27 protein-coding genes and 1 tRNA gene are annotated in these 26,032 nt (G+C 71.9%); 12 read left to right on the top strand and 16 right to left on the bottom strand.

What is annotated here, in order from left to right:
* Window positions 1-817, top strand: an 817-nt coding sequence (locus tag EYQ95_RS20060) for an energy transducer TonB (protein ID WP_132329796.1), incomplete at its 5' end; no start/stop codon positions are given.
* A 12-nt stretch (window positions 818-829) separates the two neighbouring features.
* Here the strand turns inward: EYQ95_RS20060 and EYQ95_RS20055 are convergent.
* Both EYQ95_RS20055 and EYQ95_RS20050 read right to left on the bottom strand, forming a co-directional pair.
* Window positions 830-1,306 (bottom strand): DUF2243 domain-containing protein, encoded by a 477-nt coding sequence (locus EYQ95_RS20055; protein WP_132329794.1) that lies wholly within the window; start codon window positions 1,304-1,306, stop codon window positions 830-832.
* Window positions 1,303-1,533 carry a hypothetical protein gene (locus tag EYQ95_RS20050; protein WP_165924799.1) on the bottom strand — a complete coding sequence of 77 codons (231 nt, stop codon included), beginning with the start codon at window positions 1,531-1,533 and terminating at the stop codon, window positions 1,303-1,305. Before EYQ95_RS20050 ends, EYQ95_RS20055 begins: the two co-directional genes overlap by 4 nt.
* A gap of 211 nt (window positions 1,534-1,744) precedes the next feature.
* Between EYQ95_RS20050 and EYQ95_RS20045 the strand changes: the two genes are divergently transcribed.
* Window positions 1,745-4,336, top strand: a complete 2,592-nt coding sequence (locus EYQ95_RS20045) for an EAL domain-containing protein (RefSeq protein WP_165924798.1) — start codon at window positions 1,745-1,747, stop codon at window positions 4,334-4,336.
* Window positions 4,337-4,339: 3 nt separating this feature from the next.
* On the opposite strand, the gene EYQ95_RS20040 is transcribed toward EYQ95_RS20045, so the two are convergent.
* The 5 genes from EYQ95_RS20040 to EYQ95_RS20020 form a co-directional block, all read right to left on the bottom strand.
* Window positions 4,340-6,082: an EAL domain-containing protein gene (locus EYQ95_RS20040; RefSeq protein ID WP_132329788.1), complete on the bottom strand. Its 1,743-nt coding sequence runs from the start codon at window positions 6,080-6,082 to the stop codon at window positions 4,340-4,342.
* Window positions 6,083-6,089: 7 nt separating this feature from the next.
* Window positions 6,090-7,535 (bottom strand): M28 family peptidase, encoded by a 1,446-nt coding sequence (locus EYQ95_RS20035; RefSeq protein WP_132329786.1) that lies wholly within the window; start codon window positions 7,533-7,535, stop codon window positions 6,090-6,092.
* A gap of 67 nt (window positions 7,536-7,602) precedes the next feature.
* Window positions 7,603-8,028: a large-conductance mechanosensitive channel protein MscL gene (mscL, locus tag EYQ95_RS20030; RefSeq protein ID WP_132329784.1), complete on the bottom strand. Its 426-nt coding sequence runs from the start codon at window positions 8,026-8,028 to the stop codon at window positions 7,603-7,605.
* Window positions 8,029-8,046: 18 nt separating this feature from the next.
* On the bottom strand, window positions 8,047-8,757 hold the full coding sequence (locus tag EYQ95_RS20025; RefSeq protein ID WP_132329782.1) for a fumarylacetoacetate hydrolase family protein: 711 nt from the start codon (window positions 8,755-8,757) through the stop codon (window positions 8,047-8,049).
* Between the two features lie 2 nt (window positions 8,758-8,759).
* On the bottom strand, window positions 8,760-9,068 hold the full coding sequence (locus tag EYQ95_RS20020; protein ID WP_243699999.1) for a hypothetical protein: 309 nt from the start codon (window positions 9,066-9,068) through the stop codon (window positions 8,760-8,762).
* Window positions 9,069-9,144: 76 nt separating this feature from the next.
* On the opposite strand from EYQ95_RS20020, the gene EYQ95_RS20015 reads away from it, so the two are divergent.
* The gene (locus EYQ95_RS20015) at window positions 9,145-9,483 is read left to right on the top strand and encodes a Rieske 2Fe-2S domain-containing protein (RefSeq protein WP_165924797.1); all 339 of its coding nucleotides are present in this window, start codon (window positions 9,145-9,147) and stop codon (window positions 9,481-9,483) included.
* 18 nt (window positions 9,484-9,501) lie between these two features.
* On the opposite strand, the gene EYQ95_RS20010 is transcribed toward EYQ95_RS20015, so the two are convergent.
* The 4 genes from EYQ95_RS20010 to thiS form a co-directional block, all read right to left on the bottom strand.
* Window positions 9,502-11,343: an SLC13 family permease gene (locus EYQ95_RS20010; RefSeq protein WP_132329780.1), complete on the bottom strand. Its 1,842-nt coding sequence runs from the start codon at window positions 11,341-11,343 to the stop codon at window positions 9,502-9,504.
* 140 nt (window positions 11,344-11,483) lie between these two features.
* Window positions 11,484-12,203, bottom strand: coding sequence for a tRNA (guanosine(46)-N7)-methyltransferase TrmB (trmB, locus tag EYQ95_RS20005; protein ID WP_132329778.1), 720 nt, complete (start codon window positions 12,201-12,203; stop codon window positions 11,484-11,486).
* Window positions 12,203-12,997: a thiazole synthase gene (locus EYQ95_RS20000; protein WP_132329776.1), complete on the bottom strand. Its 795-nt coding sequence runs from the start codon at window positions 12,995-12,997 to the stop codon at window positions 12,203-12,205. The genes trmB and EYQ95_RS20000 overlap by 1 nt, the downstream gene beginning before the upstream one ends.
* Window positions 12,998-13,313: 316 nt before the next feature.
* Window positions 13,314-13,514, bottom strand: coding sequence for a sulfur carrier protein ThiS (gene thiS / locus EYQ95_RS19995; RefSeq protein WP_132329798.1), 201 nt, complete (start codon window positions 13,512-13,514; stop codon window positions 13,314-13,316).
* Window positions 13,515-13,683: 169 nt separating this feature from the next.
* Between thiS and EYQ95_RS19990 the strand changes: the two genes are divergently transcribed.
* From EYQ95_RS19990 to EYQ95_RS19965, 6 genes are all read left to right on the top strand, one after another.
* Window positions 13,684-15,558 carry an autotransporter domain-containing protein gene (locus tag EYQ95_RS19990; protein ID WP_132329774.1) on the top strand — a complete coding sequence of 625 codons (1,875 nt, stop codon included), beginning with the start codon at window positions 13,684-13,686 and terminating at the stop codon, window positions 15,556-15,558.
* 80 nt (window positions 15,559-15,638) lie between these two features.
* A tRNA-Gly gene (locus EYQ95_RS19985) sits at window positions 15,639-15,712 on the top strand.
* Window positions 15,713-15,780: 68 nt separating this feature from the next.
* The gene (locus tag EYQ95_RS19980; protein WP_132329772.1) at window positions 15,781-16,233 is read left to right on the top strand and encodes a RimK/LysX family protein; all 453 of its coding nucleotides are present in this window, start codon (window positions 15,781-15,783) and stop codon (window positions 16,231-16,233) included.
* Entirely contained in the window at window positions 16,230-17,135 is a 906-nt protein-coding gene (gene rimK / locus EYQ95_RS19975; RefSeq protein ID WP_132329770.1) for a 30S ribosomal protein S6--L-glutamate ligase, read from the top strand. Before EYQ95_RS19980 ends, rimK begins: the two co-directional genes overlap by 4 nt.
* Before the next feature lie 307 nt (window positions 17,136-17,442).
* Complete coding sequence (locus EYQ95_RS19970; protein WP_132329768.1) at window positions 17,443-18,129, top strand: response regulator transcription factor; 687 nt, start codon at window positions 17,443-17,445, stop codon at window positions 18,127-18,129.
* A 77-nt stretch (window positions 18,130-18,206) separates the two neighbouring features.
* A complete protein-coding gene (locus EYQ95_RS19965; RefSeq protein ID WP_132329766.1) occupies window positions 18,207-19,529 on the top strand; it encodes a HAMP domain-containing sensor histidine kinase in 1,323 nt (440 codons plus the stop codon).
* A gap of 13 nt (window positions 19,530-19,542) precedes the next feature.
* Here EYQ95_RS19965 and EYQ95_RS19960 read toward each other — a convergent pair whose 3' ends face one another.
* The 5 genes from EYQ95_RS19960 to metF form a co-directional block, all read right to left on the bottom strand.
* Window positions 19,543-19,956: a hypothetical protein gene (locus EYQ95_RS19960; RefSeq protein ID WP_132329764.1), complete on the bottom strand. Its 414-nt coding sequence runs from the start codon at window positions 19,954-19,956 to the stop codon at window positions 19,543-19,545.
* 5 nt (window positions 19,957-19,961) lie between these two features.
* The gene (locus EYQ95_RS19955) at window positions 19,962-20,882 is read right to left on the bottom strand and encodes a branched-chain amino acid transaminase (RefSeq protein WP_132329762.1); all 921 of its coding nucleotides are present in this window, start codon (window positions 20,880-20,882) and stop codon (window positions 19,962-19,964) included.
* Between the two features lie 56 nt (window positions 20,883-20,938).
* Window positions 20,939-21,580 (bottom strand): hypothetical protein, encoded by a 642-nt coding sequence (locus tag EYQ95_RS19950; protein ID WP_207916550.1) that lies wholly within the window; start codon window positions 21,578-21,580, stop codon window positions 20,939-20,941.
* Between the two features lie 45 nt (window positions 21,581-21,625).
* Complete coding sequence (locus EYQ95_RS19945; RefSeq protein ID WP_132329760.1) at window positions 21,626-22,261, bottom strand: hypothetical protein; 636 nt, start codon at window positions 22,259-22,261, stop codon at window positions 21,626-21,628.
* 108 nt (window positions 22,262-22,369) lie between these two features.
* On the bottom strand, window positions 22,370-23,191 hold the full coding sequence (metF, locus tag EYQ95_RS19940) for a methylenetetrahydrofolate reductase [NAD(P)H] (RefSeq protein WP_132329758.1): 822 nt from the start codon (window positions 23,189-23,191) through the stop codon (window positions 22,370-22,372).
* 162 nt (window positions 23,192-23,353) lie between these two features.
* On the opposite strand from metF, the gene EYQ95_RS19935 reads away from it, so the two are divergent.
* Genes EYQ95_RS19935 through EYQ95_RS19925 form a run of 3 tightly spaced genes read left to right on the top strand, consistent with a single transcriptional unit; the run spans window position 23,354 to window position 26,026 of the window.
* Window positions 23,354-24,259 (top strand): alpha/beta fold hydrolase, encoded by a 906-nt coding sequence (locus tag EYQ95_RS19935; protein WP_132329756.1) that lies wholly within the window; start codon window positions 23,354-23,356, stop codon window positions 24,257-24,259.
* Between the two features lie 25 nt (window positions 24,260-24,284).
* A complete protein-coding gene (locus tag EYQ95_RS19930) occupies window positions 24,285-25,313 on the top strand; it encodes a sensor histidine kinase (RefSeq protein ID WP_243699998.1) in 1,029 nt (342 codons plus the stop codon).
* Window positions 25,310-26,026, top strand: coding sequence for a LytTR family DNA-binding domain-containing protein (locus tag EYQ95_RS19925; RefSeq protein WP_132329752.1), 717 nt, complete (start codon window positions 25,310-25,312; stop codon window positions 26,024-26,026). The genes EYQ95_RS19930 and EYQ95_RS19925 overlap by 4 nt, the downstream gene beginning before the upstream one ends.
* The last annotated feature ends 6 nt before the right edge of the window (window positions 26,027-26,032 follow it).

Genomic DNA, 26,032 nt, shown 5'->3' with positions numbered 1-26,032 from the left:
GGACGAGGCGGTGGCGGCGCGGCGCTGGTTCGCGCCCGCGGGCGACAACGCCGCCGAGCTGTTGCTGGCGCTGCGCGCGCGCGGACGCGCCGAGCCCGGCGACGCGGTGGCGCTGACGGACATGCAGCCGGAGCTGGTGATCGCCACCGAGCAGGCGATCGACCGCAGCGATGCGGACGAGGCGCAGCGGCTGGTCGAGCTGCTGGCGCGCATCGACGCGTCGGCACCGGCGATTCCACGCCTTCGCCTCGCGGTACGGACGATGCGGGACGCCACAGCAGCGGCTCGCCCCGTCGTCGCTGCCGGGCCGGGGGTCGACGGGGGGGCGCCGCGCAGCCGCGAGGACGCTTCGGATGCCGCGCCGCCGCTCGCGGGCCCGCCCGCGCGTCGGGATGCCGCACCCCCGCGCGCCGATGCAGGGGCGACGATCGCCGCATCGCCGCCGGCACCCGCGCCTGCCGCCAGCGCTTCCGTGCCCGTGGCCGCGACAGGCGGGACGTCGCCCGCCACGGCGCGTGTCGAGCCCCCGCCCGCGGCCGAGCCGACGGCGCGCTTCGCGCCCGCGCTGCGCCTGGTGCAGGACGTGCAGCCGCGCTATCCCGCGCGGGCGCTGGGGCGCGAGCTCGAGGGCCGGGTCGAACTCATGTTCACCGTACGGCCCGACGGCTCCGTCGCGGACCTGCGCATCGTCGACGCGCAGCCGGCCGGCGTCTTCGACCAGGCCGCGCTGCAGGCCGCGCGGCGCTGGCGTTTCGCGCCGATCCCCAGCGAGGCCACCACCTCGCGCACGCTGCGCTTCACGCCGCCGCGCGACTGAAGCGCGGCCGCATCAGCGCGCGCCGGGCCGCGCGCGCCTGAGCAGCAGGGCGCCCGCCACGAGCATCGCCGCGCCCCAGGCGAGGAACGCGAAGTCCCAGCGTGAAGGCCCGAGCACCTGCACCACGTGGTGCAGGTCCAGCAGGTGGTGGTCGATCAGGCCTTCCACGACGTTGAAAAGGCCCCAGCCCAGCAGCATCGCGCCCACCAGCGCGCGACCGGACAGCAGTACGTCGGGCATGCGCGCGGCGCGCCACAGCAGGGCGATGCCGAGCGCCGTCACCAGCCACACCGCGGCGTGGAAGACGCCGTCCCAGACCATGTTGACCTTGGCGCCCACCAGCGTATCGGCGGGTATGCGCGCCGACAGCATGTTGTGCAGCTGCAGGATCTGGTGGAACACGATGCCGTCGAAGAAGCCGCCCATGCCCATGCCCAGGGCGAGGCCGGCGGCACGTGCCGGGGCCACGCGGGGGGGCGTCGCGATCATGGCTTCGGCCCCCGTGCCGGGCGCCGTTCGAGCCCGGCCAGATAGATCGCTTCCAGCAGCAGCGGCAGCGGGAGGGCCACCGACATCAGGTTCGCGGCAACGTCGTGGTCGAACACCGCACGGCGCACCTCGCGCGCGGTCGGCGTGTGGCACAGCGTGCAGGCCTGCGCGGCGGTCGGGGCCAGTGCAAGTACCGACGCCATGAGTACACATCCGACACGCTTCATGCGGACCTCGCCACCGGGAGCCGGAGGCAGGCTAGGGATGGCCTTGCGAGCATGGCGTGACGCATGCGTGCGCGCATGCCCGCATCCGACTACCGCAGCTGTTCCAGGCACGGTCGCCCGGAAGCACGCGGCCGTGTACCGCCGTTGCGTGCGCGCCCGGGTCGGCGTACGGTCCGGGGTAGTCACCTGCGCGCAGGCGTCGGGGGAAGACATGGGTGGTGCGTTGTCCCGACAACGGCTGAGGCACGGCGCCGCCGCGGCGCTGGCCTCCGCCTTCGTCGCCGCCCTCTGCATCGCGTTCACCCGTACCACCGGGGGCGTCGCCGAGATCTGGCTGGCCAATGCGGTGCTCGCCGGCTGGATGCTGCGGGCTCCGGCGGGAGTCGCGCCGGCCGTTGCCGCAGGCGGGTTCCTGGCGATGCTGACCGCGAATCGGGCCTTCGGCTCGGACTGGCCGGTGGCCGTCGCCTTCGCGGCGGTCAACGTCGTGGAAGCACTGCTGGTGGTGCTCCTGCTCCAGCGCGGCGGCGTGGACCCGAGGCGTCCGCTCGACGAGCGCGCCTTCGCGCTGGGTACGGCGATCGCGGTCTTCGGAGCCCCCGCGCTCGCTGCCGGGCTGGGCGCCGGGCTGCTGGTGTGGCTGGACGATGCCGCGTGGCCTGGCGCATTCCTGCGCTGGTGGGTGAGCGACAGCTTCGGAATGCTCACCGTGCTTCCCGTCGCCTTCGCGGTGCATGGCCCGGCCGTGCGGCGGCTGCTGCAGCCGCGCCAGCTGCTCGAATTCGCCGGCTGGCTGGTGCTGCTGCTCGCGATGGTCGCGGCCAGCTTCTGGGTCTTCTCGCGCGTGTTCGTGCTCGTCGCGCTGCCGTTGCTGGCGATCGCCTTCCGCTACGGCCAGCTGCCGGCCAGCCTCTCCAACCTGGCGGCCGCCCTGTCGCTGGTGGCGCTCGGTTCGCTCGCGCAGACCGGGCGCCTGGGCAAGGTGCCGCATGACGCGCTCAGCAGCCTGGAATGGGGGCTGTACAGCGCGGCCATGGTGATCGGGCCGCTCATGGTCAGCGTGAGCGCCGAGCGCCTGCGCGAGCGCGGCCGCGAGCTGGCGCGCCATGCCGAGCACCAGCGGGTGACGCTCAACGCGATCGGCGATGCGATGGTGGCCTGCGACCGCGACCTGCGCATCACCGAGTTCAACCCGGCCGCCGAGCAGATGACCGGCGTCACGCGCGCGGAGGCGATCGGCCGTCACGTCGAGGACGTGGTGCGCATCCTCAATGCCGCCACCGGCCGCCCGATGTTCTCGCCCCTGCGCGAGGCCGTGGCATCCAACCGCCCCTCGTCACTGGAGTCGGAGGCCGCGCTCGAGCGCGATGGCGCGCCGCCGGTGCCGGTGGAGGATTCGGCGTCGCCGATCATCGGGCCCGACGGTGCGGTGGCGGGGGGCATCATGGTCTTCCGCGACGTGACCGAGCAGCGGACGCTGGCGCGGCAGATGGCGCACCTGGCGCGCCACGACGCGCTGACCGGCCTGCCCAACCGCCTGCTGCTGCGCGACCGCATCGAACAGGAGCTGCGCGGCATCCCGCGCGGCCACGCCGGATGCGTGATGTTCCTCGACCTCGACCGCTTCAAGCACATCAACGACACCCTCGGCCATGCCGTCGGCGACGAGGTGCTGCGTACCGTGGCCGCGCGCCTGGAAGGCGTGGTCCGCGATTCCGACACGGTCAGCCGGCAGGGTGGCGACGAGTTCGTGCTCCTGTGTCCCGGCCTGGTCGAGGATGCGGAGATCGCCGAGCTCGTCGAGCGCCTGGCGGCCGCCGTCCAGGAGCCGCAGGACGTGGGCGGGCGCGCATTGTCGATCGCCACGAGCATCGGCGTGGCGCGCTATCCACGCGACGGCGACACCGTGGGCGAGCTGCTGCGGCAGGCCGACGTCGCCCTGTACCACGCCAAGCAGAGCGGGCGCGGGCGTGCTTCGCTGTATGCGCGCGAGCTCAACCGTTCGGTGGCCGAGGTCGCGGAACTGGAACGCGAGCTGCGCCACGCGGTGCCGGGCGAGGAGCTGTTTCTCCAGTACCAGCCGCAGTACGACATGCAGTCCGGCGCGATCACCGGAGCCGAAGCGCTGGTGCGCTGGAGGCGGCCCGACGGGCAGGTCGCCATGCCCGGCGAGTTCCTCGCGCTGGCGGAGGAGACCGGCGTGGTCGGAGCCATCGACCGCTGGGTGCTCGACCGCGCCTGCGAGGAATGCAGCCACTGGGTGGCGGACGGGCTGCGGGGCGCGCGGGTTTCGCTCAACGTGTCGCTGGCGCATCTGGATGCGGGCCAGCTCGTGACTTCCGTGCGCGACGCGCTCGATCGCAGCGGGCTGCCGGCCAACTGCCTGGAGATCGAGTTCACCGAAACCCACCTGCTGCGTGCGGTCGACACCGCGCCCGCCGCCATCGCCCAGCTGCGGGCCCTGGGCGTGGCACTGGCGATCGACGACTTCGGTACCGGCTATTCCAACCTCAGCCAGCTCAGCGCGCATGATTTCGACGTGCTCAAGATCGACCGTTCGCTGGTGAGCCGGTTGCCGGATGACCGGCGCAACGTGGCGGTGGTCCAGGCGCTGATCGCGATGGCTCGCGCGCTGGACTGCACGCTGGTGGCCGAGGGTGTCGAAACCATGGCGCAGGCCGACTGGCTGCGCGGGCATGGTTGTGGCGTGGCCCAGGGTTTCCTGTTCGACCCGCCGCTGGACCCGGCGCGCCTTCGCGAGCGCCTGGCGGTGCAGACGCGCGGCGAGCCCGCCCGGGCCTGAGGCCTAGAGCCCCGCCGCCTCACCGGCGGCGCGCCGCTCGTAGGCGCGGAACGCCTCGCGCACGTGATCACGCAGTTCGTCGTCGTTCCATGGCTTGGTCAGGAAGCGGTAGATCGCGCCCTGGTTGACCGCGTCGGTGATGCTGGCGAGGTCGGTGTAACCCGACAGCACCATGCGTACCGTATCGGGGTAGAGGTCGCGCACGCGGCCGAGGAACTCCGTGCCGCTCATGTCGGGCATGCGCTGGTCGGAAAGGATCACCTGCACGGTGTTGCTGGCGAGCAGGTCGAAGGCCTCGCGCACGGAGTTGGCGGTAAGGATCTGGTAGCCGTCGCGGCGGAACAGGCGCACCAGCGAGCGCAGCACGTTCTCCTCGTCGTCGAGCAGCAGCAGCGTGCGCTCGGGGCGCGTCTGCGCGAAGGCCTGCGGCAGCAGGAAGCGCTTGCGGATCAGGTCGCCCAGCTGGTCGGCCGGCAGCGGCGGGCTGAAGATGTAGCCCTGGAAGAAGTCGCAGTGGTTGCGGCGCAGGAAGCCGAGCTCGGCCTCGCTCTCCACGCCCTTCGCGCAGACCTTCATGTCGAGCCGATGGCCCATCGCGATGATGCCTCGCACGATCGCCGCCGAGCGCGTGTCGCTGGTGACGTTGCGGATGAAGCTGCGGTCGATCTTCAGCCGGTCCAGCGGGTACTGCGCCAGCGCGGCGAAGCTCAGCCCGCCCAGGCCGAAGTCCTGCACCGTGAGCGTGGCGCCCAGCCCGCGCAGGCCTACCAGCGTCTCGAAGGTGTGGCGCGCGTCCAGCGACAGCGCGCTCTCGGGCACCTCGAACTCCAGCACGTGGCCGGGCAGGGCGAGGCGATGCAGCAGCTCGCCGACCTGGTCGCGGAAGTCGGGCTGCGCGAGCAGCGTGGTCGGCAGGTGCACCGACATCGAGAGGTAGTCCAGGCCCTGCTCGCGCCATTGCGCCAGCTGCCGTGCCGCGGCCTCCACCACCCACGAGCCCAGCCGCGCCGACAGCCCGACGCGCTCGACGATCTCCAGGAACCGGTTCGGCCGCAGCAGCCCGCCGCCTTCGGAATTCCAGCGCAGCAGCGCGGAAAAGCCGGCGATGGAGCCGTCATGGCCGTGCACGAAGGGCTGGTAGTAGAGGCGGAACTCGTCGCGGTCGAAGGCGTCGGCGAAGCGCTGGGCGAAGCCGTCGTTGATGGGTCCGCGATTGGGCCGCCCGCTGTAGAGGCCGACGTTGTCCAGGCCGGTCTGCTTGGCATGGCGCAGCGCATGCTCGGCCGACGCCAGCAGCGCGGCGGCGTTCTGCGCGTGGTCGGGGAACACGGCGATGCCGATCGAGAGCGTGACCGGCAGCGTGTAGGGGGGGATGGACAGCGGCACCTCGAAGGCGTCGCGCAGGCGCTCGGCCAGCACCTCGCCGTCGGGCTCGCCATCGCGGTAGCCGATGCCGGCGATGAACTCGTCGGTGCCGCGCCGCCACAGCCAGCCGTCGGCGGGCATCGCCACGCGCAGGCGCTGCGCGACCGCGGCCAGCACCTGGTCGCCCACCGTCTCGCCCATGTTGCTGTTGATCGAGCCGAACATGTCGACGTCGATGTGCAGCAGCGCGACCTTGCGCCGCGTAGCCGCCGCGGCCGCCACCGCGGTGGCCAGGCTCGGGCCGTTCGCGCCGAGCCGGTACAGGCCGGTGACCGGGTCGACCGGGACGCTGCCGTACTCGTCGTAGCGCTGATCGGCCATCGGCGGCTCAGCGGGCCCGCGCCGGCACGGGCGCGGGTTGGGGCACGGGCCGCGGCCGCGGCGCGCTGCCGAAGTCGCCGTCCATCGACGCGACCAGATACGCGAACACCGCGTAGGCCGCCGCGTTCTGCGCGAGCGCGGCGGGGTCGATCTTGTCGAGCGTGTCGTCGGCGGTGTGGTGCAGGTCGAAGTAGTCGGTGCCGTCCTGCGCCAGGCGCGCCCAGGCCATGCCCTGCTGCGCCATCGGGCCGATGTCGGGCCCCGGCGAGCCCGTGCCGGGCATGTGCGCGATGCCGAGTGGCTCGAGGGCGCGGGCGATCGCGGCGTCGGCGGCCTGGGCATGCGCGGGGGCCGAGCTCGAATAGCCGTAGATGCGCCCGGCGCCGAAGTCGCTTTCGGCGCCCACGATGTGCCGCGCCACCGCGTTCGCGTGGCGGGCCGCGTAGGCGCGCGCCCCGAGCAGCCCCTGCTCCTCGTTGGCGAAGGCGACCACGCGGACGGTGCGCGCCGGCGCCTTGGGCAGGCGGCCGATCAGCGCGCCGGCGGCCATCGTGATGCCGATGCCGGCGCCGTCGTCGATCGCGCCGGTGCCCAGGTCCCAGGAGTCCAGGTGCGCGCCGATGAGCACGACCTCGTCCGGCCGCCGGCTGCCACGGATCTCGCCGATCACGTTGTGCGAGGTCGCCGTGCCGTCCCAGCCGCAGTCCAGGGCGACGCGTACCCGCTGCGGGCCGAGCGCGAGCAGGCGCGTGAGCTGCTGCGCGTCGGGCGCCGAGAGCGCGGCCGACGGAATCGGCGTGACGCCTTCGTCGAAACGCGTGATGCCGGTATGGCCGAAGCGGTGCGAGTCGGTGCCGGCCGGGCGCATCAGGAAGGCCAGCGCGCCCTTGGCGGCGGCGGTGGTCGGCCCGCGGCCACGCACCTTCGAGCCCACCGCGTAGCCGCTGCCTTCGCGCGAGCGCGGCATGTCGAAGTCGACGAACGCGATCTTGCCCGCCAGCGAGCCGGCCGGTGCGGCCTCGAGCGCGGCCAGGCCCTGAAAGCGCACCACCTCCGCTTCCACCGTGCCGCCCGGGCTGCCACCCAGCGCGGTCAGCGCCAGCGGCTGCGCATTCGCGCCCAGTACGTCGGCGCGTTCGCTGCGGCGCACCCACTTCGGGAAGGTGACCGGTTCGGTCCATACGCGGTCGAAGCCCAGCTCGCGGAACTTGGCCTCGGCCCAGGCCACCGCGCGCGCATCGGCCTCGGTGCCGGGCAGGCGCGGGCCGATCTCGGTGGTGAGCGATTCGGTGATGCGCCAGGCGAGGTCGCTGGCCAGCGCGGTCTCGCGCAGCTGCGCGGCCTGGCCCAGTGCCCGCTCGGGAATGCTGGACGGCTTCGGCGGTGCCGCGCCCGTCATCGTGGACCAGGCGAGCGAACCTGCCACCGCCACCGCCATCACCGCCTTGCGCATCCACCGATCTCCGACTGGCAACCGGCCGAGTGTAGCCAGCACAGGTGTTCGGCGGCCGGGCCGAAGGTCACGGGACCGGCTTGTGGTCCCTCGCGAGCAGGTCGCGGATCTCGCGCAGGAGCAGCACGTCCTCGGCCGGGGCGGGCGGTGCGTCGTCCTTCGGCGTGCGCAGCCGGTTGTAGGCCCGCAGGAACAGGAAGATGACGAAGGCGATCAGCAGGAAATCGATCGTGGTCTGCAGCACGCTGCCGTAGCGCAGCGCCACTTCCTGGGCGGCCACCTTGCCTGCGGCATCGAGCTGCGCGGGCGTCATCACCAGCTTCCATTCATCGACCTTGACGCCGCCGGTGAGCATGGCCAGCAGCGGCATCACGATGCCATCCACCAGCGAGCTCACGATCTTGCCGAAGGCCGCGCCGATCACCACGCCGACCGCGAGGTCGACCACGTTGCCGCGCGCGATGAAGGCCTTGAATTCGTCGACGATGCGCATGGCGCCGCTCATCCGGGGTCAGGCGGCGAGGATACGGCCTTCCAGCGGCGCCATGCCATCGAGCGTGGCCACGAAGGCATCGCCCGGCTGCAGCGGGCCCACGCCCGCGGGCGTGCCCATGTAGACGAGGTCGCCGGCCTTGAGCGCGAACAGCTTCGACAGCTCGTGCAGGATCTCGGGCACGTCCCAGACCAGATCGTCGAGCCCGCCGTCCTGCCGCAGCTGGCCGTTGACGTGCAGGCGCAGGCGGCGCGTGCCGAGTTCGCCCAGCCGGGCGGCGGGCAGGATGGGGCCGATGGGGGCGGAATGGTCGAAGGCCTTGCCGGTGTCCCAGGGCAGGCCCTTGGCCTTGGCGGCGGCCTGCAGGTCGCGGCGGGTCAGGTCCAGGCCCAGCGCATAGCCGTAGACCAGCGCCTGCGCGCGGTCCACCGGCAGTTCGCCGGCCGGGGCGTCCGCTCCGAGTGCGACGACGAGTTCCACCTCGTGGTGCAGTTCGCGCGTGCCGGGCGGGTAGGGCACCACGCCGTCGAGCACGAGGGCATCGGCCGGCTTCGTGAAGAACACCGGCGTGCCGCGGTCGGCCTTCGACGCGGGCACGGCCGCGCCCATCTCGCGTGCGTGGTCGGCGAAGTTGCGGCCCACGCAGAAGATGCGACGGACGGGGAAGTGGTCGGAGGTGCCGGCCACCGGCACGCGCACCGGCGGGTGCGCGGGAACGACGTCGGCCATGCTCAGCGCGTCAGCAGCGTGCGGGGAACGACGCGGTAGACGCCGTCGAGGACGCGGCCGCCGGCCATCGGTTCGATCGGCCGGCGCTGCGCGCGCAGGAGGCGCCAGGCCAGCCCGCCCAGGATCATCGCCCCGCCCAGCACGACGCCCACCACGAGCAGCACGGCGAGTACGACCAGCCCGACCAGACCCAGCGCCACGCGCGCGATCCGGTGGCGCGGCTTGCGCGGCTCGCGCAGGGCGCGGACGGCGTCGCGGATGGGGCGCTCGTAGCGGGCGAGGAAGGAAGCGAAGCGAAGCAGCATGCGCATGAGACACTGGAGCGGTGGAGCCAGCCGCGAGTATCCGGCGGACTCCAGCCCGGGGTGTGATGGAAACGTTAAGCCGATGAAACACGACATGCCGCCGCTGCGGACCTGGGACGAGCTTCCCGAACGCACGCCGGTCGAGGCCGAGGCCGAGATCGAAGGCGCGCCGGAGTCGCTGGTGCTGCTGCGCACGGGCGATGTGGTGAAGGCATGGCTCAACGTCTGTCCGCATGCCGGCCGCCGCCTGGACTGGGCGCCGGGCAAGTTCCTCGTGAGCAAGGACGGGCACCTGGTCTGCGCCGCGCATGGCGCCTCGTTCGAGCTCGACGGCGGCGTCTGCGTGGCGGGGCCGTGCAAGGGCGATGCGTTGCGTGCGGTGAGGGTGGCCGTCGACGAGGACGGCGTGCGGCTGGCCTGAGGCCGCGCCTTTTCCCGCTCAGAACAGCAGGTTCACCATCGCGACCGTGACCACCGCATAGGCCAGCGACAGCGGCCCGCCGATGCGCCAGAGCAGCTGCGTGGTGTAGCCCGCGGGCCCCGTGATCATCGAGATCACCGGGTTGGAGGCGGTCATGAAGTTGTTCGATGCCGACAGCGCCACCACCAGCGCGAAGGCGGTCGGGTTGCCGCCCGCGGCCAGGGCCAGGTTGATCGCCAGCGGCACCATCACGATCGTCGCGCCGACGTGGCTGATCACCAGCGACATGGCCGTGGTCGCCAGCGCCACCATGATCTGCACGAACCAGGGCGGCATGCCGCGGGGCAGCTGTTCGATGGTGTGGCCCGCCAGCCACGCGGCCGCGCCGCTGGAGTCCATCGCCCAGCCCAGCGGGATCAGGCAGGCCATCAGGAAGACGGTCTTCCAGTTGATCGCGGCATAGGCCTCGTCGATGTCGAGCACGCCGGCGACCAGCATCCCCGCCACGCCGGCCATCAGCGCGATCGACACCGGCAGCCGCGACGACAGCGCCAGCAGCATCGAGATGGTGAAGATGACCAGCGCGATGCGCAGCTTGTGCGGGCGCTGCTTGGCCTTGGGGAAGTCGGTGACGACCACGAGGTCGCGCGTGTCGCCCGCCTGCGCGAGGTCGGACCAGATGCTGTGGAAGACCAGCATGTCGCCCGCGCGCAGCGGCTCGTCGCGCACGTTCTCGCGCATCACCTGCTTGTCGCGGTTGATCGCCAGCAGGCTCAGGCCCGCCTTGCGCCGCAGCTGCAGCTCGCCGGCGGTGCGGCCGAGGTAGCGCGAGGTGGCCGGCACCACGGCTTCGGAGATGCCGGCGCGCGCGGGGTTGAACAGGTCGGCGAAGTGGCGCAGGCGCGAGGACATCCGCAGGAACTGCGCCTGCGCGAAGTCCACCACCTGCTGGCGCGGCCCCATCACGCCCAGCACGCTGCCCACCCAGAGCCGCGAGTCGGCCGGCGGCGCCATGCGGCTCTCGTCGCCCGTCTTGAGCGCGAGCATCAGCGGCGCGCCGCGCAGGGCTTCCGCCTCGCCCAGCGTCATGCCCACCAGCGGGCTGTCGGCGGTGATGGTGAGCTCGTAGACGTCGCCCTCGATGCCGTAGGCCTGCTCGAAATAGCTCTCCGTGCGGCCCGGCGTCGCGCCCTTGCCCTCGTCCTCGGGCAGGCGCCGCGTGCCGTACCAGTGGAAGTAGGCCAGCGTCGCCAGCAGCAGCGCGATGCCGATGGGTAGCGGCGCGAACATCTTCAGCGGCTCCAGCGTGGCCGCGCCGGAGGGCAGGTTGGCATTGGCCGCCACCAGCAGGTCGTTGAGCAGGATCAGCGGCGAGTTGCCGACCATCGTCAGCGCGCCGCCCATCACGATCGCCGCGGCGATGGGCAGGAGCAGCCGCGGCAGCGACAGGCCGGTGCGCGAGGAAAGCCGCGCGGCGACGGGCATGTACAGCGCCATCACCGAGGGGTTCTGCATGAACGAGGAATTGAGCCCCGCGATGCCCGTGGTGAGCAGCAGCAGCCGCTTCTCGTCGCCATGCGAGCGCCGCAGCAGCCAGCCGGCGAGGCGGTTGAGCGCGCCAGTGCGGTCCAGCCCGGCGCCGAGGATCATCGTGGCGATGATCGCGATCACGGCATTCGACGAGAAGCCGTTGAACAGCGCCTCGGGCTCGACCAGGCCCGCCAGCCCCAGCAGCACCAGCACGACCAGCGCCACGATGTCGGCGCGGACGCGCTCGAACAGGAACATGACCATCGTGAACACGGCCAGGCCGAGCACGAGGGCCATGTCGCGGGTCAGGGGCAGGCCGACGTCGTCCATCAGGCGATGGGATTCGGGGCTGGGGATTGGGGATTCGGAGGGAGCGACGATGCGCGTCCGGCAGGCCGGTGTCCGGTGCGGCGTCGCAAGACCGCGGCGGTGGGACGGAGCGCGCTCATCGAATCCCCAATCCCGAATCCCTAATCCCGGTCGTACACGAGGTCCCAGACCCCGTGCCCGAGCTTGAGCCCGCGCGACTCGAAATGCGTCTGCGGGCGCCAGTCCGGCCGCGGCACGTGGCCGCGCGGGCCGGCGCGGTTGACGATGCCGGGCGTCGCATCCAGCACGTCCCACATGTGCTCGGCATAGCCTTCCCAGTCCGTGGCCAGGTGCAGCAGGCCGCCGGGCGCGAGCTTGGCGACCAGCAGCCGCGCGAACTCCGGCTGCACGAGGCGGCGCTTGTGGTGGCGCTTCTTGTGCCAGGGGTCCGGGAAGTAGATGCGCACCTGCGCCAGCGAGCCGTCGGCGATCTCGTTGGTCAGCACCTCGACGGCATCGTGGTGGTAGACGCGCACGTGGTCGCTGCCGTCGGCAGCCAGCCCGTTGAGCAGGCGGCCGACGCCCGGCGCATGCACCTCGATGCCGATGTAGTCGTGGGTGCGGTCGTTCGCCGCGGCAAAGCGCAGGGCCTCGCCATTGCCGAAGCCGATCTCCACCACCCGCGGCGCACGGCGGCCGAAGGCGGCGTCGAAATCGCGCGGGACACCGGTGTAGTCCAGCCCGAAGCGCGGCCACAGCTCGTCGAAGGCGCGCTGCTGGGCCTCGGTGAAGCGGCCCTGGCGCAGCACGAAGCTGCGGATGCGGCGATGGCCTTCCTGGACCGTGAAGGGCTTGGCCTGCGGGACGTGCGGCTCGGCCATCAGCCGATCAGCCCGTCCACCGGCGAGGACGCGCTGGCGAAGCGCTTGCGCGGAATGCGCCCGGCCTTGAACGCCGCGCGCCCGGCCTCGACCGCCAGCTTCATCGCATGCGCCATCAGCGCCGGGTCCTTGGCGCCGGCAATCGCCGTGTTCATCAAAACGCCGTCGCAGCCGAGCTCCATCGCGATCGACGCATCGGATGCCGTACCGACGCCGGCGTCGACGATGATCGGCACCTTCGCCTGCTCGATGATCTCGATCAGGTTGTACTTGTTCTGGATGCCCAGGCCCGAGCCGATCGGCGCGGCCAGCGGCATCACCGCCACGCAGCCGATCTCCTCCAGGCGCCTGGCGAGGATCGGATCGTCGGAGGTGTAGACCATCACGTCGAAGCCATCCGCCACCAGCTGCTCGGCGGCGGCGAGCGTCTGCACGACATCGGGGTAGAGCGTGCGCTGGTCGCCGAGCACCTCGAGCTTCACCAGCTTGTGCCCGTCGAGCAGCTCGCGCGCGAGGCGACAGGTGCGCACGGCGTCATCGGCCGTGTAGCAGCCGGCCGTGTTGGGCAGGATGGTGTAGCGCTCCGGCGGCAGCACGTCGAGCAGGTTCGGCTCGCCGGGGTTCTGGCCGATGTTGGTGCGGCGGATCGCGACGGTGACGATCTGCGCGCCGGCGGCCTCGGTGGCACGCCGGGTCTCGTCGAGATCCTTGAACTTGCCCGTGCCGGTGAGCAGCCGCGACGTGTAGGACGTGCCCGCGATGACGAGCGGATCGGTGGAGGCGAAATCGGTCATGCGCGCATTCTACGGCGGGACGGCGCCGATCCCGGGGGGAGACGCGCGTCGGGAGCGAGTCGCGGTTGGGCTTTGCGTGGCGGGGGTGCGGTGCGAGTAGGCCGTCGTCATCCGGCCTGCCGCAGCGCGGCGGGCGTTCCGAAGGGCGCGTGGCGGTGGCACGGAGCAGGCCGCCCTCATCCGGCCCGCCGCAGCGCGGCGGGCGTTCGGAAGGGCGCGTGGCGGTGGCACGGAGCAGGCCGCCCTCATCCGGCCCGCAGCAGCGCGGCGGGCGTTCGGGCGGCCTGTGCGGCAGTGCCGCACAAGCAGGCCGCCCTCACCCACCCCCCAGCGCGTGGACGATCTCGATGCGGTCGCCGTCGGCGAGCACGCATCCCGCATGCCGGCTGCGCGGCACGATTTCGCCGTTGACCTCCACCGCGACGCGGCGCTCGCCGAGCCCTTCCAGGGCGAGCAGGGCGGGGATGTCGAGCGGGGCGGGTACCTCGCGGGGCTCGCCGTTGACGGTCAGGTGCAAGGTGGTCGCGGTCATGCCGGCATTGTCGCGCCGCAGCAGGCAGCGCGGAACCCGCGCGTGACGCATGCCGCTTGCGGAACGTGACGGCTGCATGCTTCGATGCCCGCCCATCCGCCTACGTACGCCCACGGTGCCCGGCGGTTTCCCGACGATTCCAAGGACGCAACGCATGAAGCCCGTACGTACCGCCCTCGCTGCCGCGCTCGCCCTCGCCGCGCTGCCGGCCTTCGCGCAGACCTATTCGCAGACCGTCTTCTTCGGCGACAGCCTCACCGACGCGGGCGCGTTCCGCCCGGGCCTGGTGCAGTCGGCCGGCCCCTCGGCCGCGATCGCCGGCCGCTTCACGACCAATCCCGGCCTGGTCTGGGCCGAGCTGCTGGCGAGCTACTACGGCACCGGCGCCAATCCCTACTACCAGTTCGGCATCGGCACGCTGACGACGAACCCGGCCGGCACCAACTTCGCCGTCGGCGGCGCGCGCGTCACCGGCCCCGCGGCCAACCCGTTCACGCCGACCAACCCCGCCGCGCCCACGGTGCCCTCGCTGCAGACGCAGGTGGCGACCTACCTCGGCGCCAACGGCGGCCGCGCCGACGCGAACGCGCTGTACACCGTCTGGGGCGGTGCGAACGATCTGTTCGGCGTCGCCAGCGGCACCCTTCCGCCCACCACGGTGGCCACCGCGGTCAGCACGCAGATCGGCATCGTCAACACGCTCACCGCCGCCGGCGCGCGCTACATCCTCGTGCCGACCCTGCCCGACATGGGCCTGACGCCGGCCGCACGCGCCCAGGGCGCCACCGCGCAGGCGCAGCTGTCCGCGTTGTCGGGCACGTACAACACCAACCTCTTCAACGGCCTGGCCGCCGCCGGCCTGCGGGTCATCCCGCTCGACACCTACAACCTGCTGCGCGAAGTGGTCGCCAGCCCGTCGACCTACGGCATCACCAACGTCACCGGCACCGCCTGCCAGCCGCAGATCACCGCGCAGTCGCTGAGCTGCAACCCGAACACCTACGTCAACCCGTCGGCGCCCTACACCTATCTCTTCGCCGATGGCGTGCATCCGTCGCTGGCCACGCACCAGATCATGGCCGACCACGCCTTCTCCGTGCTCGAGGCCCCGCGCCAGATCGCGCTGATGCAGCATTCGGTGGCCACCACCGGCCGCGCGCGTGCCGACCGCGTGGATGCCCAGGCCGCCGCGCGCGGCGTGGGCGAGGGCGAGGGCATGCGCTGGTGGGCCGACGTGCGCGGCGACTTCCAGCGCTACGGCGAGGGCGAGGTCTACGACGGCGTGTCCCCGGCGCTGACGGCGGGCGTCGACTGGCGCTCGGGCAACCTGGTCTACGGCGCCTTCGGCGGGTTCGGCCGCAGCGAGATCGACTGGGGCCACCGGATGGGCAGCTTCGAGCAGGCCGAAGCCACCCTGGGTGGCTACGTCGGCTGGCGCAGCGAAGGCGGTGCGTGGATCAACGGCCAGCTGAGCTGGACGCAGCTGGACCTCGACACCGAGCGCCACGTGCGCCTAGGCCCGGCCACGCGCATCCACCGCGGCGCGGCCGATGGCAGCAATCTGGCGGCCGGCGTCGAGGGCGGCTTCGAGTTCGGCGAGGGCAGCTTCCGCCACGGCCCGGTCGTCGGCGTGCTCGCCCAGCGCATCGACATCGATGCCTTCGCCGAGGACCAGCCCGCGTTGTCCACCTCGCTGGCCTATCCCGAGCAGAACTTCGACTCGCTGATCGGCAAGCTCGGCTGGCAGCTGCGCATCGACTCCGGGCACGTCGCGCCCTATGCCCGCGTGACCTTCGACCGCGAGTTCGAGGACGAGCAGGTCGAGGCCTTCGCGCGCTCGCAGTCCATCCCGGGCAGCCTCGCGTACGGGGTGCCGGCCGTGGAGTTCGACGACAGCTATGCCACCGCGCAGTTCGGCGTCCGCACCGGCCTGCTGGGCCTGAAGGCCGACGTGGGCGCCAGCGTCACCGCCGGCCACAAGGGCGGCAACAACGCCACGGTGTTCCTGACGGTCGGCAGCGACTTCTGAGCCCGACGCCGCCCGCTCCGGCGGGCGGCAGGCAGGTGCGTTGCCATGCGTGGCGCGCACCGCCTAGACTTCGCGTCATCGCGGGTGTAGTTCAATGGTAGAACTGCAGCTTCCCAAGCTGCTAACGTGGGTTCGATTCCCATCACCCGCTCCATGTTCCAGACGGCGGCCTCCGGGCCGCCGTCCTCGTTTGCGCCAAGCGGTCGCTGCCGGAGAGCCCTCGTGTCGTCTCGCATCGTGGTGGGCTGGCGGGAATGGGCCGCGTTGCCGGCCCTGGGCCTGGCCGCGGTCCGCGCCAAGATCGACACCGGCGCCCGCAGCTCGGCCCTGCACGTGGATGCGCAGTGGCGCTTCGTCGAGGGCGGGGCGCCGTGGGTGGGCTTCCGGCTGAGTCCGGGGCTGGACGGCGCGGTCGACGCGCAGGCGCCCGTCGTCGACGAGCGCGTGGTGGTCGACTCGGGCGGGCATCGCACGCTGCGCGTCTTCCTGCGCACGCCGCTGCGGCTGGGCGGCATCGAGTGCGAGATCGAGGTCAACCTCGCCGACCGGCGCGGCATGCGTTTTCCCATGCTGCTCGGGCGCACCGCGCTCGCCGGCGCCTTCACCGTGGATCCGTCACGCTCGTTCCTGCACGGGCGTCGCCGACGCGCCGCGCCACTCCCGGGGACCCAATGAAACTCGCGATCCTCTCGCGCAACAGCTCGCTCTATTCGACGCGGCGGCTCGTGGAGGCCGCGCGCGAACAGGGGCACAGCGTGCGTGTGCTCGACCCGCTGCGCTGCTACATGCGCATCGCCTGCGACGGCTTCGACATGCACTACAAGGGCCGGCCGCTGGCCGGCTACGACGCGGTGATCCCGCGCATCGGCGCTTCGGTCACGCGCTACGGCACGGCCGTGCTGCGGCAGTTCGAGCTGATGGGAACGTCCACCCCGAACCCGTCCGACGCCATCCTGCGTGCCCGCGACAAGCTGCGCGCGCACCAGCTGCTGGCGGCGCAGGGCATCCACATGCCGGTCACTGTGTTCGGCGACAACCCCGACGACACCGCCGACCTGCTCAAGCTGCTCGGCCCGCCGCCGCACGTCATCAAGCTCATCGAGAGCTCGCAGGGCACGGGCGTGATCCTGGCCGAGAAGCTCTCCGCGTCCAGGGGCGTGACCGAAGCCCTGCGCGGGCTGTACGCCAACTTCCTGGTGCAGGAGTTCATCGCCGAGGCCGCCGGCGCGGACCTGCGCTGCTTCGTGGTGGGCGACCGCGTGATCGCCGCCATGCGCCGGCAGGCGCCGGCGGGCGAGTTCCGCTCCAACCTGCACCGCGGCGGCACCGCGGTCGGGGTCCGGCCGAGCCGGGCCGAGTGCGACGTCGCCGTGCGCGCCACCGGCGTGCTGGGGCTGGGCGTGGCCGGCGTCGATCTGATCCGCTCCGACCGCGGGCCGCTGGTGCTGGAGGTCAATGCCTCCCCGGGCCTGGAGGGCATCGAGAAGGCCTCGGGCAAGGACGTGGCGGGGGAGATCGTGCGCTTCGCCACGCCGGGCCGGCGCAGGGCGCCTGCCCGCCGCGGCACCCGGAAATAACGGATTTCTAACGCGACGCCTCGATGTCTTCTTAACCATCGTTTAAGCCGTCCGGGGGTAGCGTGCCCGGACCGCGCTCCTCGGCCCGGGTCGGCCGACCCGGGAGGTCCGCGGTAATCGGGGTAACAGTCTTGGCCCAGGCCTGCGTGCCTGGGCACTTTTTTGGCGGCCGGCGGTCGGACGTCCACACGGCACATGAACAGCCGTGAGGCAGAATCGGATGATGCACATCCACTCCCACGAGACCCGCCCCCCGTCGCCGCGACCCGCGAGCGCCGCGGGCCGGCTCCAGCCCCAGGAAACCTCCATGCGCATCCTCGTGATCGAGGACAACCAGGACATCGCCGCCAACCTCGGCGACTTCCTCGAAGACCGCGGGCACACGGTCGACTTCGCCGCCGACGGCATCACCGGCCTGCACCTGGCGGTGGTGCACGATTTCGACGCCATCGTGCTCGACCTCAACCTGCCGGGCCTGGACGGCCTGGAGGTCTGCCGCAAGCTGCGCAACGAGGCCCGCAAGCAGACGCCGGTGCTCATGCTCACCGCGCGCGACTCGCTGGACAACAAGCTCGCCGGCTTCGATTCCGGCGCGGACGACTACCTCATCAAGCCCTTCGCCCTGCAGGAGGTGGAGGTGCGGCTGGCCGCGCTCTCGCGCCGCGGCCGCGGGGTGCAGACGCGCGTGCTGTCGGTCGCCGACCTCGAGTACAACCTCGACACGCTCGAGGTGCGCCGCCAGGGCAAGCTGCTGCAGCTCAATCCCACCGCGCTGAAGATCCTGCAGGCCCTGATGGAGGCCGCGCCCGCCGTGGTGACGCGGCAGGAACTGGAGACGCGCGTCTGGGGCGAGGAACTGCCGGACTCCGACAGCCTGCGCGTGCACATCCACGGCCTGCGCGCGGTGGTCGACAAGCCCTTCGGCCAGCCGCTGATCCAGACACGCCACGGCATCGGCTACCGGATCGCCGCGCCGGAGGGCGCCGCGGGCTGAGCCGTGCGGCCTGCCGCCGCATCGGCTGCGGCAGGCCCTAGACTGGCGGCCGTTTTGTCCGCCGACCCGAACCGACGATGGCGAGCGCCCCTCCCACCCCGCGCCCGCGCGGCCGCACGCGCTACAGGCGCCGGCTGCGCAGCCGAATCATCCTGGGCTTCGTGCTGCTGGGCTTCAGCTTGACGCTGCTGCTCGCGTGGACGACCAACTGGGTGCGCGAGGACGTCGAGGACGAGCTCGTCACCGACGTCATGAACCGCAACATCGACGAGTTCGCCAAGCGCTTCTATTCGGATCCGACGCGCAATCCCGACCTGCCGGTGCAGCAGATGTTCGCGCGCGTGGTCAAGCGCCAGGACTTCGCCAAGCTCCGCCAGGAGGAGCCCGACTGGTACGAGCTGCCCGACGGCATCCACACGGTCAGCGGGACCAACGACGACGGCTCGCCCTTCGCCTACCGGCTCGCGGTGCGCAAGACGCCCAACGAATGGTTCTTCCTCGCCTACGACATGACCGAGGCGGAGAAGGGCCGGCGGAAGTTCAACCGCGCACTCGGTGCGGTGATCATCGTGTTCACGGGCTTGTCGGCGCTGATCGGCTGGTGGTCGGCCTCGCGCGTCATGAGCCCGGTGCTGGAGCTCGCCAAGCGGCTCAAGCGCTCGCGCGCGGGGCTGGCCGAGCCGCTGGCGAACGATTTCGCCGACGACGAGGTCGGCCAGCTCGCGGCAGCCCTCGACGACTACTCCGCGCGCCTGACCCAGGTGGTGCAGCGCGACCGCGAGTTCAACGCCGACGTCAGCCACGAGCTGCGCACGCCGCTGGCGGTGATCCGCGGTGCGATCGAGCTCCTGCTGGCCAAGCCGGACCTGGACGAGAAGACGCGCGGCCGGCTGCTGCGGATCCAGCGCGCCGAGCAGCAGTGCACGGACCTCATCAGCGCGCTGCTGCTGCTCTCGCGCAACGAGCGCGGGCAGGGCACCACGGATGTCGCGCGTGTTGCCGAGCAGCTGCTGGACGCGCACCGCGCCCAGCTGGGCGGCAAGCCCGTGGTGTTGCGCATCGAGGGCGGTCGCGGGTTGATGGCCGACGCCCCCGAGGCGGCCGTCGCCGTCGCGCTGGGCAACCTCATCGGCAATGCCGTGAAGTACACGGCCGAGGGTGAGGTGGTGGTGCGCCTGCATCCGCGCGCGGTCGAGGTCGTCGACTCCGGCCCCGGCCTGAGCGCCGAGGACGCCGCGCGCCTGTTCGAGCGCGGCTATCGCGGCACGCATGCCGGGCATTCGCAGGGAGGCGGCATCGGCCTGTCGATCGTGCGCCGGCTCTGCGACCTCTACGGCTGGGACGTGCAGGTGCGCCCCGGCGAAGCGCGGGGCGTGGTGGCCAGGCTCACCTTCGGCTGAGCGGTGGCCGGCCTCAGGGGCGGGGGCCGCGCGCGAGGCCCCGTGGCGGCAGCCAGAACCACCAGGTCCCCACCGCGCAGGCCGCCACGGCCGCCAGCAACGCCCAGAAGCCCGCGCGGGACGCGCTTTCCGTCGCGGTCGCCGAGTCCACCTGCGTGATGCGCAGCAGCCGCGGCTCGCGCAGCGCCTCCGGCAGCAGCACGTAGTAGCGCGACTTCGTGCTCTCCAGCCCACGCCCGGGGAGCTGGCGCGCGTGGGTGGCCATGCCCACCATCACGGGCACCTGTCCGGGATGCCGCGCGAGCACCGCGCGGGCGGGTGGCCACGGCGAGATCGCGCCCTGGACCGCGAGGGTCATCAGCAGTACGAGGTAGGCCGGCATCGCGAACGCCAGAAGCGTGCGCAACGCGCGCAGGACACGCCGCATGCGCGTCAGTCGTCGACCAGGGGCTCGAGCCAGCCGTAGCGGTCGGGCGTGGAGCCGTCGAACAGGCCGAAGAACAGCTCCTGGATGCGCCGCGTCACCGGGCCCGGCTTGCCCGCGCCGACCTGGCGGCCGTCCACCGAGCGGATCGGCGTGATCTCGGCCGCGGTGCCGCACATGAACAGCTCGTCGCAGAGGTAGAGGTACTCGCGCGGGAGGTCGCGCTCGACCACGTCGATGCCGGCGTCGCGCGCCAGCATCATGATGGTGTTGCGCGTGATGCCGTTGAGCAGCGCGGCGCTGACCGGCGTGGTGTGCAGCGCACCGTCGAAAACGAGGAAAAGGTTCTCGCCCGCGCCTTCGCTCAGCAGGCCGGTGGAGGCCAGGGCGATGCCCTCGCCGAAGCCCAGGCGCCGCGCCTCGCGCGCGACCAGCTGCCCCGAGAGATAGTTGCCGCCGGCCTTGGCGCCGGCAGGAAGCGTGTTGGGCGCGAAGCGCTGCCAGCTGGAGACGCAGGCGTCGATGCCCTGCTCGAGTACGCCCTCGCCGAGGTAGGCGCCCATCTGCCACGTCGCGACGGCGACGTCGGTCGGCGTGTCGGCCGAGAGCCCGAAGCCGCCCAGCCCGCGATAGGCGACGGGACGCAGGTAGGCCTGCTCCAGCCCGTTGCGCAGGACCACCTCGCGGCAGGCCGCGTTGATCTCCTCCAGCGTGTAGGGCATGGCCATGTCGTAGATCTTCGCGGACGCGAAGAGTCGGCGGTTGTGGTCGGTGAGGCGGAAGATCGCCGGGCCGCCGGGCGTGCGGTAGCAGCGGATGCCCTCGAATACGGAGGAGCCGTAATGCAGCGCATGCGACATCACGTGGGTGGTCGCCTCGGCCCAAGGCTTGATGGAGCCGTTGTGCCAGATCCATTCGGGGTAGTGCATGCGCGGTTCCGGTAGGGGAAAACCGCCGTATTGTGCCGCGTCGACGGCTGGCCCGCTCAGTCGACGGCAGGCGATGGCGTGGGCGCGGCCGCGGCCGCGTCGCCGGCCCCGTCCGCCGCATCGATGTCTTCCGCCGGCGGATCGGGCCTGGGCGCGGTGGGGCGCTGCGCGCCACCGAGCGTCACCCACCAGCAGTCGAGGTGGCGGCGCAGGCCGAGCACCGCGCGCATGGGCGTGCTGCCGTTCGCCGAGGTTTGCTCCAGGCGGAAGCCGACCGGCGCGCGACGCCGCGGGTAGGCCAGGTCGTCGCCATCGGGCCAGATGGGCTGGAGGTCCACCAGCGGGCGATCGACGATCGCCTGCAGCCGGCGCATCACGTCATAGCCCTGGCGCGTGGACATGCCGGACCAGTGGTAGACGCTCGCCAGGCGGTTGACGTCGCGCGACTCGAGCGCGGCGCCCACTTCGAAGTAGAGGTCGCGCAGGGTGCGCGGGCAGGCCATGCGGTGGCTGCGCAGCTGCACCTGGCCGGGAGGCGGCGCAGCCCGCTCGCGCGCACCGAGGGTCTCGCAGCGGCGGTCGGTGTAGACGGTCTGGCCGTCGGGGAATTCGCAGCGCCGCACCTGCGCCCCGGCATCGCGGATACCGGGAAGCAGGGCGAGCGCGGGCACGAGGAGGGCGGGCAGGACGCGGGGCACCCGCGCAGCGTAGCGGCAGGCGGGCGCCCCGGGTTGGGAGACCGGTCAGAAGCGCATGAAGTAGCAGCCCGCGTACTGCTGCACGTTCAGCTGCAGGCTGCGGGGGCCTTCCTCGGCCTGCAGGCTCAGCAGCAGGCTGCCGGCCTGCGGCTCGGTCATTTCGCCGGAGGCGTCGGCGAACTGCAGGCCCGTCGACATCGAGTGCACCTGCGCGCCCAGGAGCTGCGCGCGCGTCAGCGCTTCGAGCTGCTTCATCACCGGTACCGCCTGCTCATGGGTCATGCCGACCCAGTGGTAGCTCTCGGCCAGCCGGTTGACGTCGCGCAGGCCCATCGAGGCCTGCACGTCCATGGCCAGTTGCATGGGCGAGCGGGCGCAGCCGGCCGCCAGCGAGCGACGTCCAGTGGGCATGCCGTGCACGGCAGGAACGCCGGCATCGAGCGCCCCGTCCGCCGCGGCATCCGTTGCGAGCGATGCGTCCGACAGCCGCAGGCCGAGGTCGGTCGACATGGCCTCCGCCTGCGCGCCGAAGGCGTCGCAGGGCTTGTCGGTATAGACCACGCTGCCATCGGGCGCGCGGCATTTCTGAATGCCGGTATAGCCGGCCTGGACGTCGCGGGCCGCCGGTGCCGCGAGCGCGGCGGCGACCGCGAGGGCGATGGCGAAGGACGTCGTTTTCATGGCATGCACCTGCGTATTCGTTGCAGGTCATGCTCGAAACCACGTCGTCAACGCGAAGTGGGATGCGGGCCGCGGGACTGAACCGCCACGCAACCGCACCGCCGCCGGTCAGCGAAGGTTTGCCAAAACGTTCAGGGTCGGTTTCGACAGGTTGAGCGTGTAGAAGTGGAGTGATGGCGCGCCGCCGTCGAGCAGGCGTCGGCACAGTTGCGCCACCACTTCCGCGCCGAAGGCGCGCACGCTTTCGGTGTCGTCGCCGAAGGCCTGCATGCGCTGCGCGATCCAGCGCGGGATCTCCGCGCCGCAGAGTTCGGAGAAGCGGCGGATCTGGCTGAAGTTCGCGATCGGCATGATGCCGGGCACGATGGGGATGTCCAGGCCCTGGCGTCGCACGTCGTCGACGAAGCGGAAGTAGGCGTCGGCGTTGTAGAAGTACTGCGTGATCGCGCCATCGGCGCCCGCCCGTACCTTGCCCACGAAGTTCCTGAGGTCCACCTGCGCGTCCCGTGCCTGCGGATGCATTTCCGGGTAGGCGGCGACCTCGATGTGGAAATGGTCGCCCGTCTCCTCGCGGACGAAGCGCACCAGCTCGTCCGCATAGCGGAACTCGCCGGCGCTGACCATGCCCGAGGGCAGGTCGCCGCGCAGCGCCACCAGGCGCCGTGCGCCGAGCGCGCGGTAGAGCTTGAGCAGCCCGCGGATCTCCTCGCGCGAGCCGCCCATGCAGGTGATGTGCGGGGCTGCGTCGAAGCCGCCTGCGCGCAGCTTCTGGATGGTCTCGGGCGTGTGGCTGAGCGTGGAGCCGCCCGCGCCGAAGGTCACGCTGACGTATTCGGGCGCATGCGCCTTGAGGCGGGCGACCGTCTTGTCGAGCTGCGCATGCTGCTCGGGCGTCTTGGGCGGGTAGAACTCGAAGCTGATGGGGACCATGGCGCGCCTTCCCGGGGACGCCGAATTCTATCTCTCCATCGCGATGAAGAGAAACAGGCGCCGGCGACCGCTCGTGGAGGCGCGCGGCCGCTCGTCATTTTCCTGCCGCGCCGCGCGCCCCCGCCCTGCAGGCTGAGTCCACACCCGACACGGAGTCCCGCCATGCACCGCATCGCCCGCCTGTACCGCAGCGCCATCCTCGCCCTCGTCGTAGCCAGCGCGGCCGGCATTGCCGGCGCCGCGCCCGAGCGCCATCGCGACCTGACCGTCGAGGTCGTCGGCCGCGGCCGTCCCGTACTGATGATCCCCGGCCTCAACAGCGCGGCCGAGACCTGGCGCGAGACCTGCGCCGCCCTGCAGCCGGAGGTCCAGTGCCATCTCGTGCAGCTGCCGGGCTTCGCCGGCGCGCCGGCCGCCCGGCATGCCGAGTTCCTGCCCGCCATGCGCGAGCAGCTGGTCGACTACGTCCGCGCGAGGAAGCTCGACCGGCCCGCCATCGTCGGCCACAGCCTGGGCGGCATGCTCGCGCTGCAGGTCTCCATCGCCGCTCCCGACGCGGTCGGCCCGCTGGTGATCGTCGATTCGCTCCCGTTCTTCGCCGCCGCCATGAACCCCGCGGCGACGCCCGAAAACGTGCGCCCGATGGCCGAGGGCATGCGCGCGCAGATGCTCGCCGCCGACGAGGCCGCCTACCTCAAGGGCGCCGAGGCGGCATCGCGTGGCATGACGCGCGATGCGGCCCGCACCGAAACGGTCAAGGCCTGGGGGCGTACCAGCGATCGCGCCACCACCGCGCAGGCCATGTACGAGCTGATGACGACCGACCTGCGCCCGCAGCTGTCGCAGGTGAAATCGCCCACCCTCGTGCTGGGCGCCTGGGCCGCCTACGCGCCGATGGGCTCCACGAAGGAATCGACCGCGAACATCTTCCGCAGCCAGTACGCCCGGCTCGACGGCATGCGGCTGGAGATGAGCGAGGGCGGCTACCATTTCCTGATGTGGGACGACCCGACCTGGGTGCAGGCCAACATCCGCGATTTCCTCGCGGCGCATCCGCAGGCCAAGTGAGTCGTCGATGACGCAGCCCGGTTCCATGCGTTTCTGGATCGCCAACGCCGCCATCTGGGCGGCGTACGGCCTGGTGAGCATCGTCATCGCGCGCGCCTTCGTCGGAGGCGAGAGCGGCAGCGGTTTCACCCTGATCTCGGTAGCGCTGGCGCTGCTGCTGTTCGCCGCCAGCGGCGGGCTGCGCGCGCAGGCCATCGCGCGCGGCTGGCTCGGGCGCGAGCCGGCGGCGATGGCCTGGCGCATGTTGCTGGCCGTCGCCGTGCTGGCGGGGCTGGTGCAGGTCGGCGTGGCCATCGCGCTGCGAACGTCGCTGCGCATGGGCTGGGTCGAGCTGCCCCAGGCGACGACGCCCTATTCGCCGGGTGCGGCCTTCGGCTACTGGGTCAATACCGTGATCATCCTGGGGCTGTGGACGGCCGCATGGGCCGGCTGGCGGCTGGTGCGGCGCGCACGGCAGAGCGAGCTCGCCACACTACGCGCGCAGTCCGAGCGCCATGCGATGGAACTGGACGCGCTTCGCGCGCGGCTCAACCCGCATTTCGTGTTCAATGCGCTCAACAACCTGCGTGCGCTGATCCTGGAAGATCCCGGCCGCGCCCGCGAACTGGTCACGCGGCTGTCGTCGACCCTGCGCCATGCGCTCGAGCACAGCCAGCGCGAGTGGACGACGCTGGGCGAGGAGGTCGCCGTGGTGCGTGACTACCTCGCCGTCGAGCAGGTGCATTACGAGGAGCGGCTGCGGCCACGGATCGACGTGCCGGCAGATCTGCACGGCGCGCGGCTGCCGCCGATGGCCCTGCAACTGCTGGTCGAGAACGCGATCAAGCATGGCATCTCTTGCACCGCGGGCGGAGGCGAGCTGGGCATCGCCGCCTCGCGGGTCGACAACCGGCTGCTGCTGCACGTCGTCAACCCCGGGCGCATCGCGGAGGAGGGCGACGGTACCGGTGTCGGCCTGGCCTTCCTGCGCCATCGCATCGACGGCATCGGCGGCCGTTTCTCGCTGTACGAAGACGAGGGGCGGGTGGTCGCCACCCTGGAGATTCCGCAATGACCCTGCGCGTGCTCATCGTCGACGACACCCGGCTGGCGCGGCAGGAGCTGCGCACGCTGCTGCGCGACATTCCGGGCGTGGAATGCGTGGGCGAGGCGGACGACGTTCCGGCCGCCCGCGAGGCCATCGAACGCCTGCGGCCCGACGTCGTCCTGCTGGACATCCAGATGCCGTCGGGCACCGGCTTCGACCTGCTCGAACAGCTCGACGCCGCGCCGGCGATCGTCTTCACCACCGCCTACGACCAGTACGCCCTGCGCGGCTTCGAGGCCAACGCGCTCGATTACCTGCTCAAGCCCGTGCAGGCCGACCGCCTCGCCGCGGCGCTGGCGAAGGCCAGGCCGCTCGCGCCGACGCCGCCTTCGTCGCGCGAGCTGCTGCGTGGCGACGACCAGGTCTTCCTGCGCGACGGCGAGCGCTGCTGGTTCGTGCAGCTCGGCCAGATCAGCCGCATCGAAGTCGACGGCAACTACGCCACCGTGCATTTCCGCGGTGAGAAGGCGATGCTCGGGCGCAGCCTCGCCACGCTCGAATCGCGGCTGGACCCGGCGCTGTTCTTCCGCGCCAACCGCAGCACGCTGGTGAACCTGCGGCTGGTGGCCGCGATCGACCTCGCGGTCGGCGACGGCTACACGCTCACGATGAAGGACGGCGCGGAGGTGGAGGTATCCCGGCGCCAGGCGCGCGAGCTTCGCGAGCGGCTGGCCCTGTAGCGGCGC

Source organism: Lysobacter sp. N42 (assembly GCF_004344885.1).
The sequence above is the reverse complement of the archived record's forward strand: the minus strand, read 5'-3'. Positions and strand labels throughout refer to the sequence as shown.

Excerpts from the sequence above, each read along its gene's own strand:
- EYQ95_RS20055 (WP_132329794.1), bottom strand. The coding sequence starts at position 1,306 with ATGATCGCGACGCCCCCCCGCGTGGCCCCGGCACGTGCCGCCGGCCTC.
- EYQ95_RS20050 (WP_165924799.1), bottom strand. The coding sequence starts at position 1,533 with ATGAAGCGTGTCGGATGTGTACTCATGGCGTCGGTACTTGCACTGGCC.
- EYQ95_RS20045 (WP_165924798.1), top strand. The coding sequence starts at position 1,745 with ATGGGTGGTGCGTTGTCCCGACAACGGCTGAGGCACGGCGCCGCCGCG.
- EYQ95_RS20040 (WP_132329788.1), bottom strand. The coding sequence starts at position 6,082 with ATGGCCGATCAGCGCTACGACGAGTACGGCAGCGTCCCGGTCGACCCG.
- EYQ95_RS20035 (WP_132329786.1), bottom strand. The coding sequence starts at position 7,535 with ATGCGCAAGGCGGTGATGGCGGTGGCGGTGGCAGGTTCGCTCGCCTGG.
- mscL (WP_132329784.1), bottom strand. The coding sequence starts at position 8,028 with ATGCGCATCGTCGACGAATTCAAGGCCTTCATCGCGCGCGGCAACGTG.
- EYQ95_RS20025 (WP_132329782.1), bottom strand. The coding sequence starts at position 8,757 with ATGGCCGACGTCGTTCCCGCGCACCCGCCGGTGCGCGTGCCGGTGGCC.
- EYQ95_RS20020 (WP_243699999.1), bottom strand. The coding sequence starts at position 9,068 with ATGCGCATGCTGCTTCGCTTCGCTTCCTTCCTCGCCCGCTACGAGCGC.
- EYQ95_RS20015 (WP_165924797.1), top strand. The coding sequence starts at position 9,145 with ATGAAACACGACATGCCGCCGCTGCGGACCTGGGACGAGCTTCCCGAA.
- EYQ95_RS20010 (WP_132329780.1), bottom strand. The coding sequence starts at position 11,343 with ATGGACGACGTCGGCCTGCCCCTGACCCGCGACATGGCCCTCGTGCTC.
- trmB (WP_132329778.1), bottom strand. The coding sequence starts at position 12,203 with ATGGCCGAGCCGCACGTCCCGCAGGCCAAGCCCTTCACGGTCCAGGAA.
- EYQ95_RS20000 (WP_132329776.1), bottom strand. The coding sequence starts at position 12,997 with ATGACCGATTTCGCCTCCACCGATCCGCTCGTCATCGCGGGCACGTCC.
- EYQ95_RS19990 (WP_132329774.1), top strand. The coding sequence starts at position 13,684 with ATGAAGCCCGTACGTACCGCCCTCGCTGCCGCGCTCGCCCTCGCCGCG.
- rimK (WP_132329770.1), top strand. The coding sequence starts at position 16,230 with ATGAAACTCGCGATCCTCTCGCGCAACAGCTCGCTCTATTCGACGCGG.
- EYQ95_RS19970 (WP_132329768.1), top strand. The coding sequence starts at position 17,443 with ATGCGCATCCTCGTGATCGAGGACAACCAGGACATCGCCGCCAACCTC.
- EYQ95_RS19965 (WP_132329766.1), top strand. The coding sequence starts at position 18,207 with ATGGCGAGCGCCCCTCCCACCCCGCGCCCGCGCGGCCGCACGCGCTAC.
- EYQ95_RS19960 (WP_132329764.1), bottom strand. The coding sequence starts at position 19,956 with ATGCGGCGTGTCCTGCGCGCGTTGCGCACGCTTCTGGCGTTCGCGATG.
- EYQ95_RS19955 (WP_132329762.1), bottom strand. The coding sequence starts at position 20,882 with ATGCACTACCCCGAATGGATCTGGCACAACGGCTCCATCAAGCCTTGG.
- EYQ95_RS19945 (WP_132329760.1), bottom strand. The coding sequence starts at position 22,261 with ATGAAAACGACGTCCTTCGCCATCGCCCTCGCGGTCGCCGCCGCGCTC.
- metF (WP_132329758.1), bottom strand. The coding sequence starts at position 23,191 with ATGGTCCCCATCAGCTTCGAGTTCTACCCGCCCAAGACGCCCGAGCAG.
- EYQ95_RS19935 (WP_132329756.1), top strand. The coding sequence starts at position 23,354 with ATGCACCGCATCGCCCGCCTGTACCGCAGCGCCATCCTCGCCCTCGTC.
- EYQ95_RS19930 (WP_243699998.1), top strand. The coding sequence starts at position 24,285 with ATGCGTTTCTGGATCGCCAACGCCGCCATCTGGGCGGCGTACGGCCTG.
- EYQ95_RS19925 (WP_132329752.1), top strand. The coding sequence starts at position 25,310 with ATGACCCTGCGCGTGCTCATCGTCGACGACACCCGGCTGGCGCGGCAG.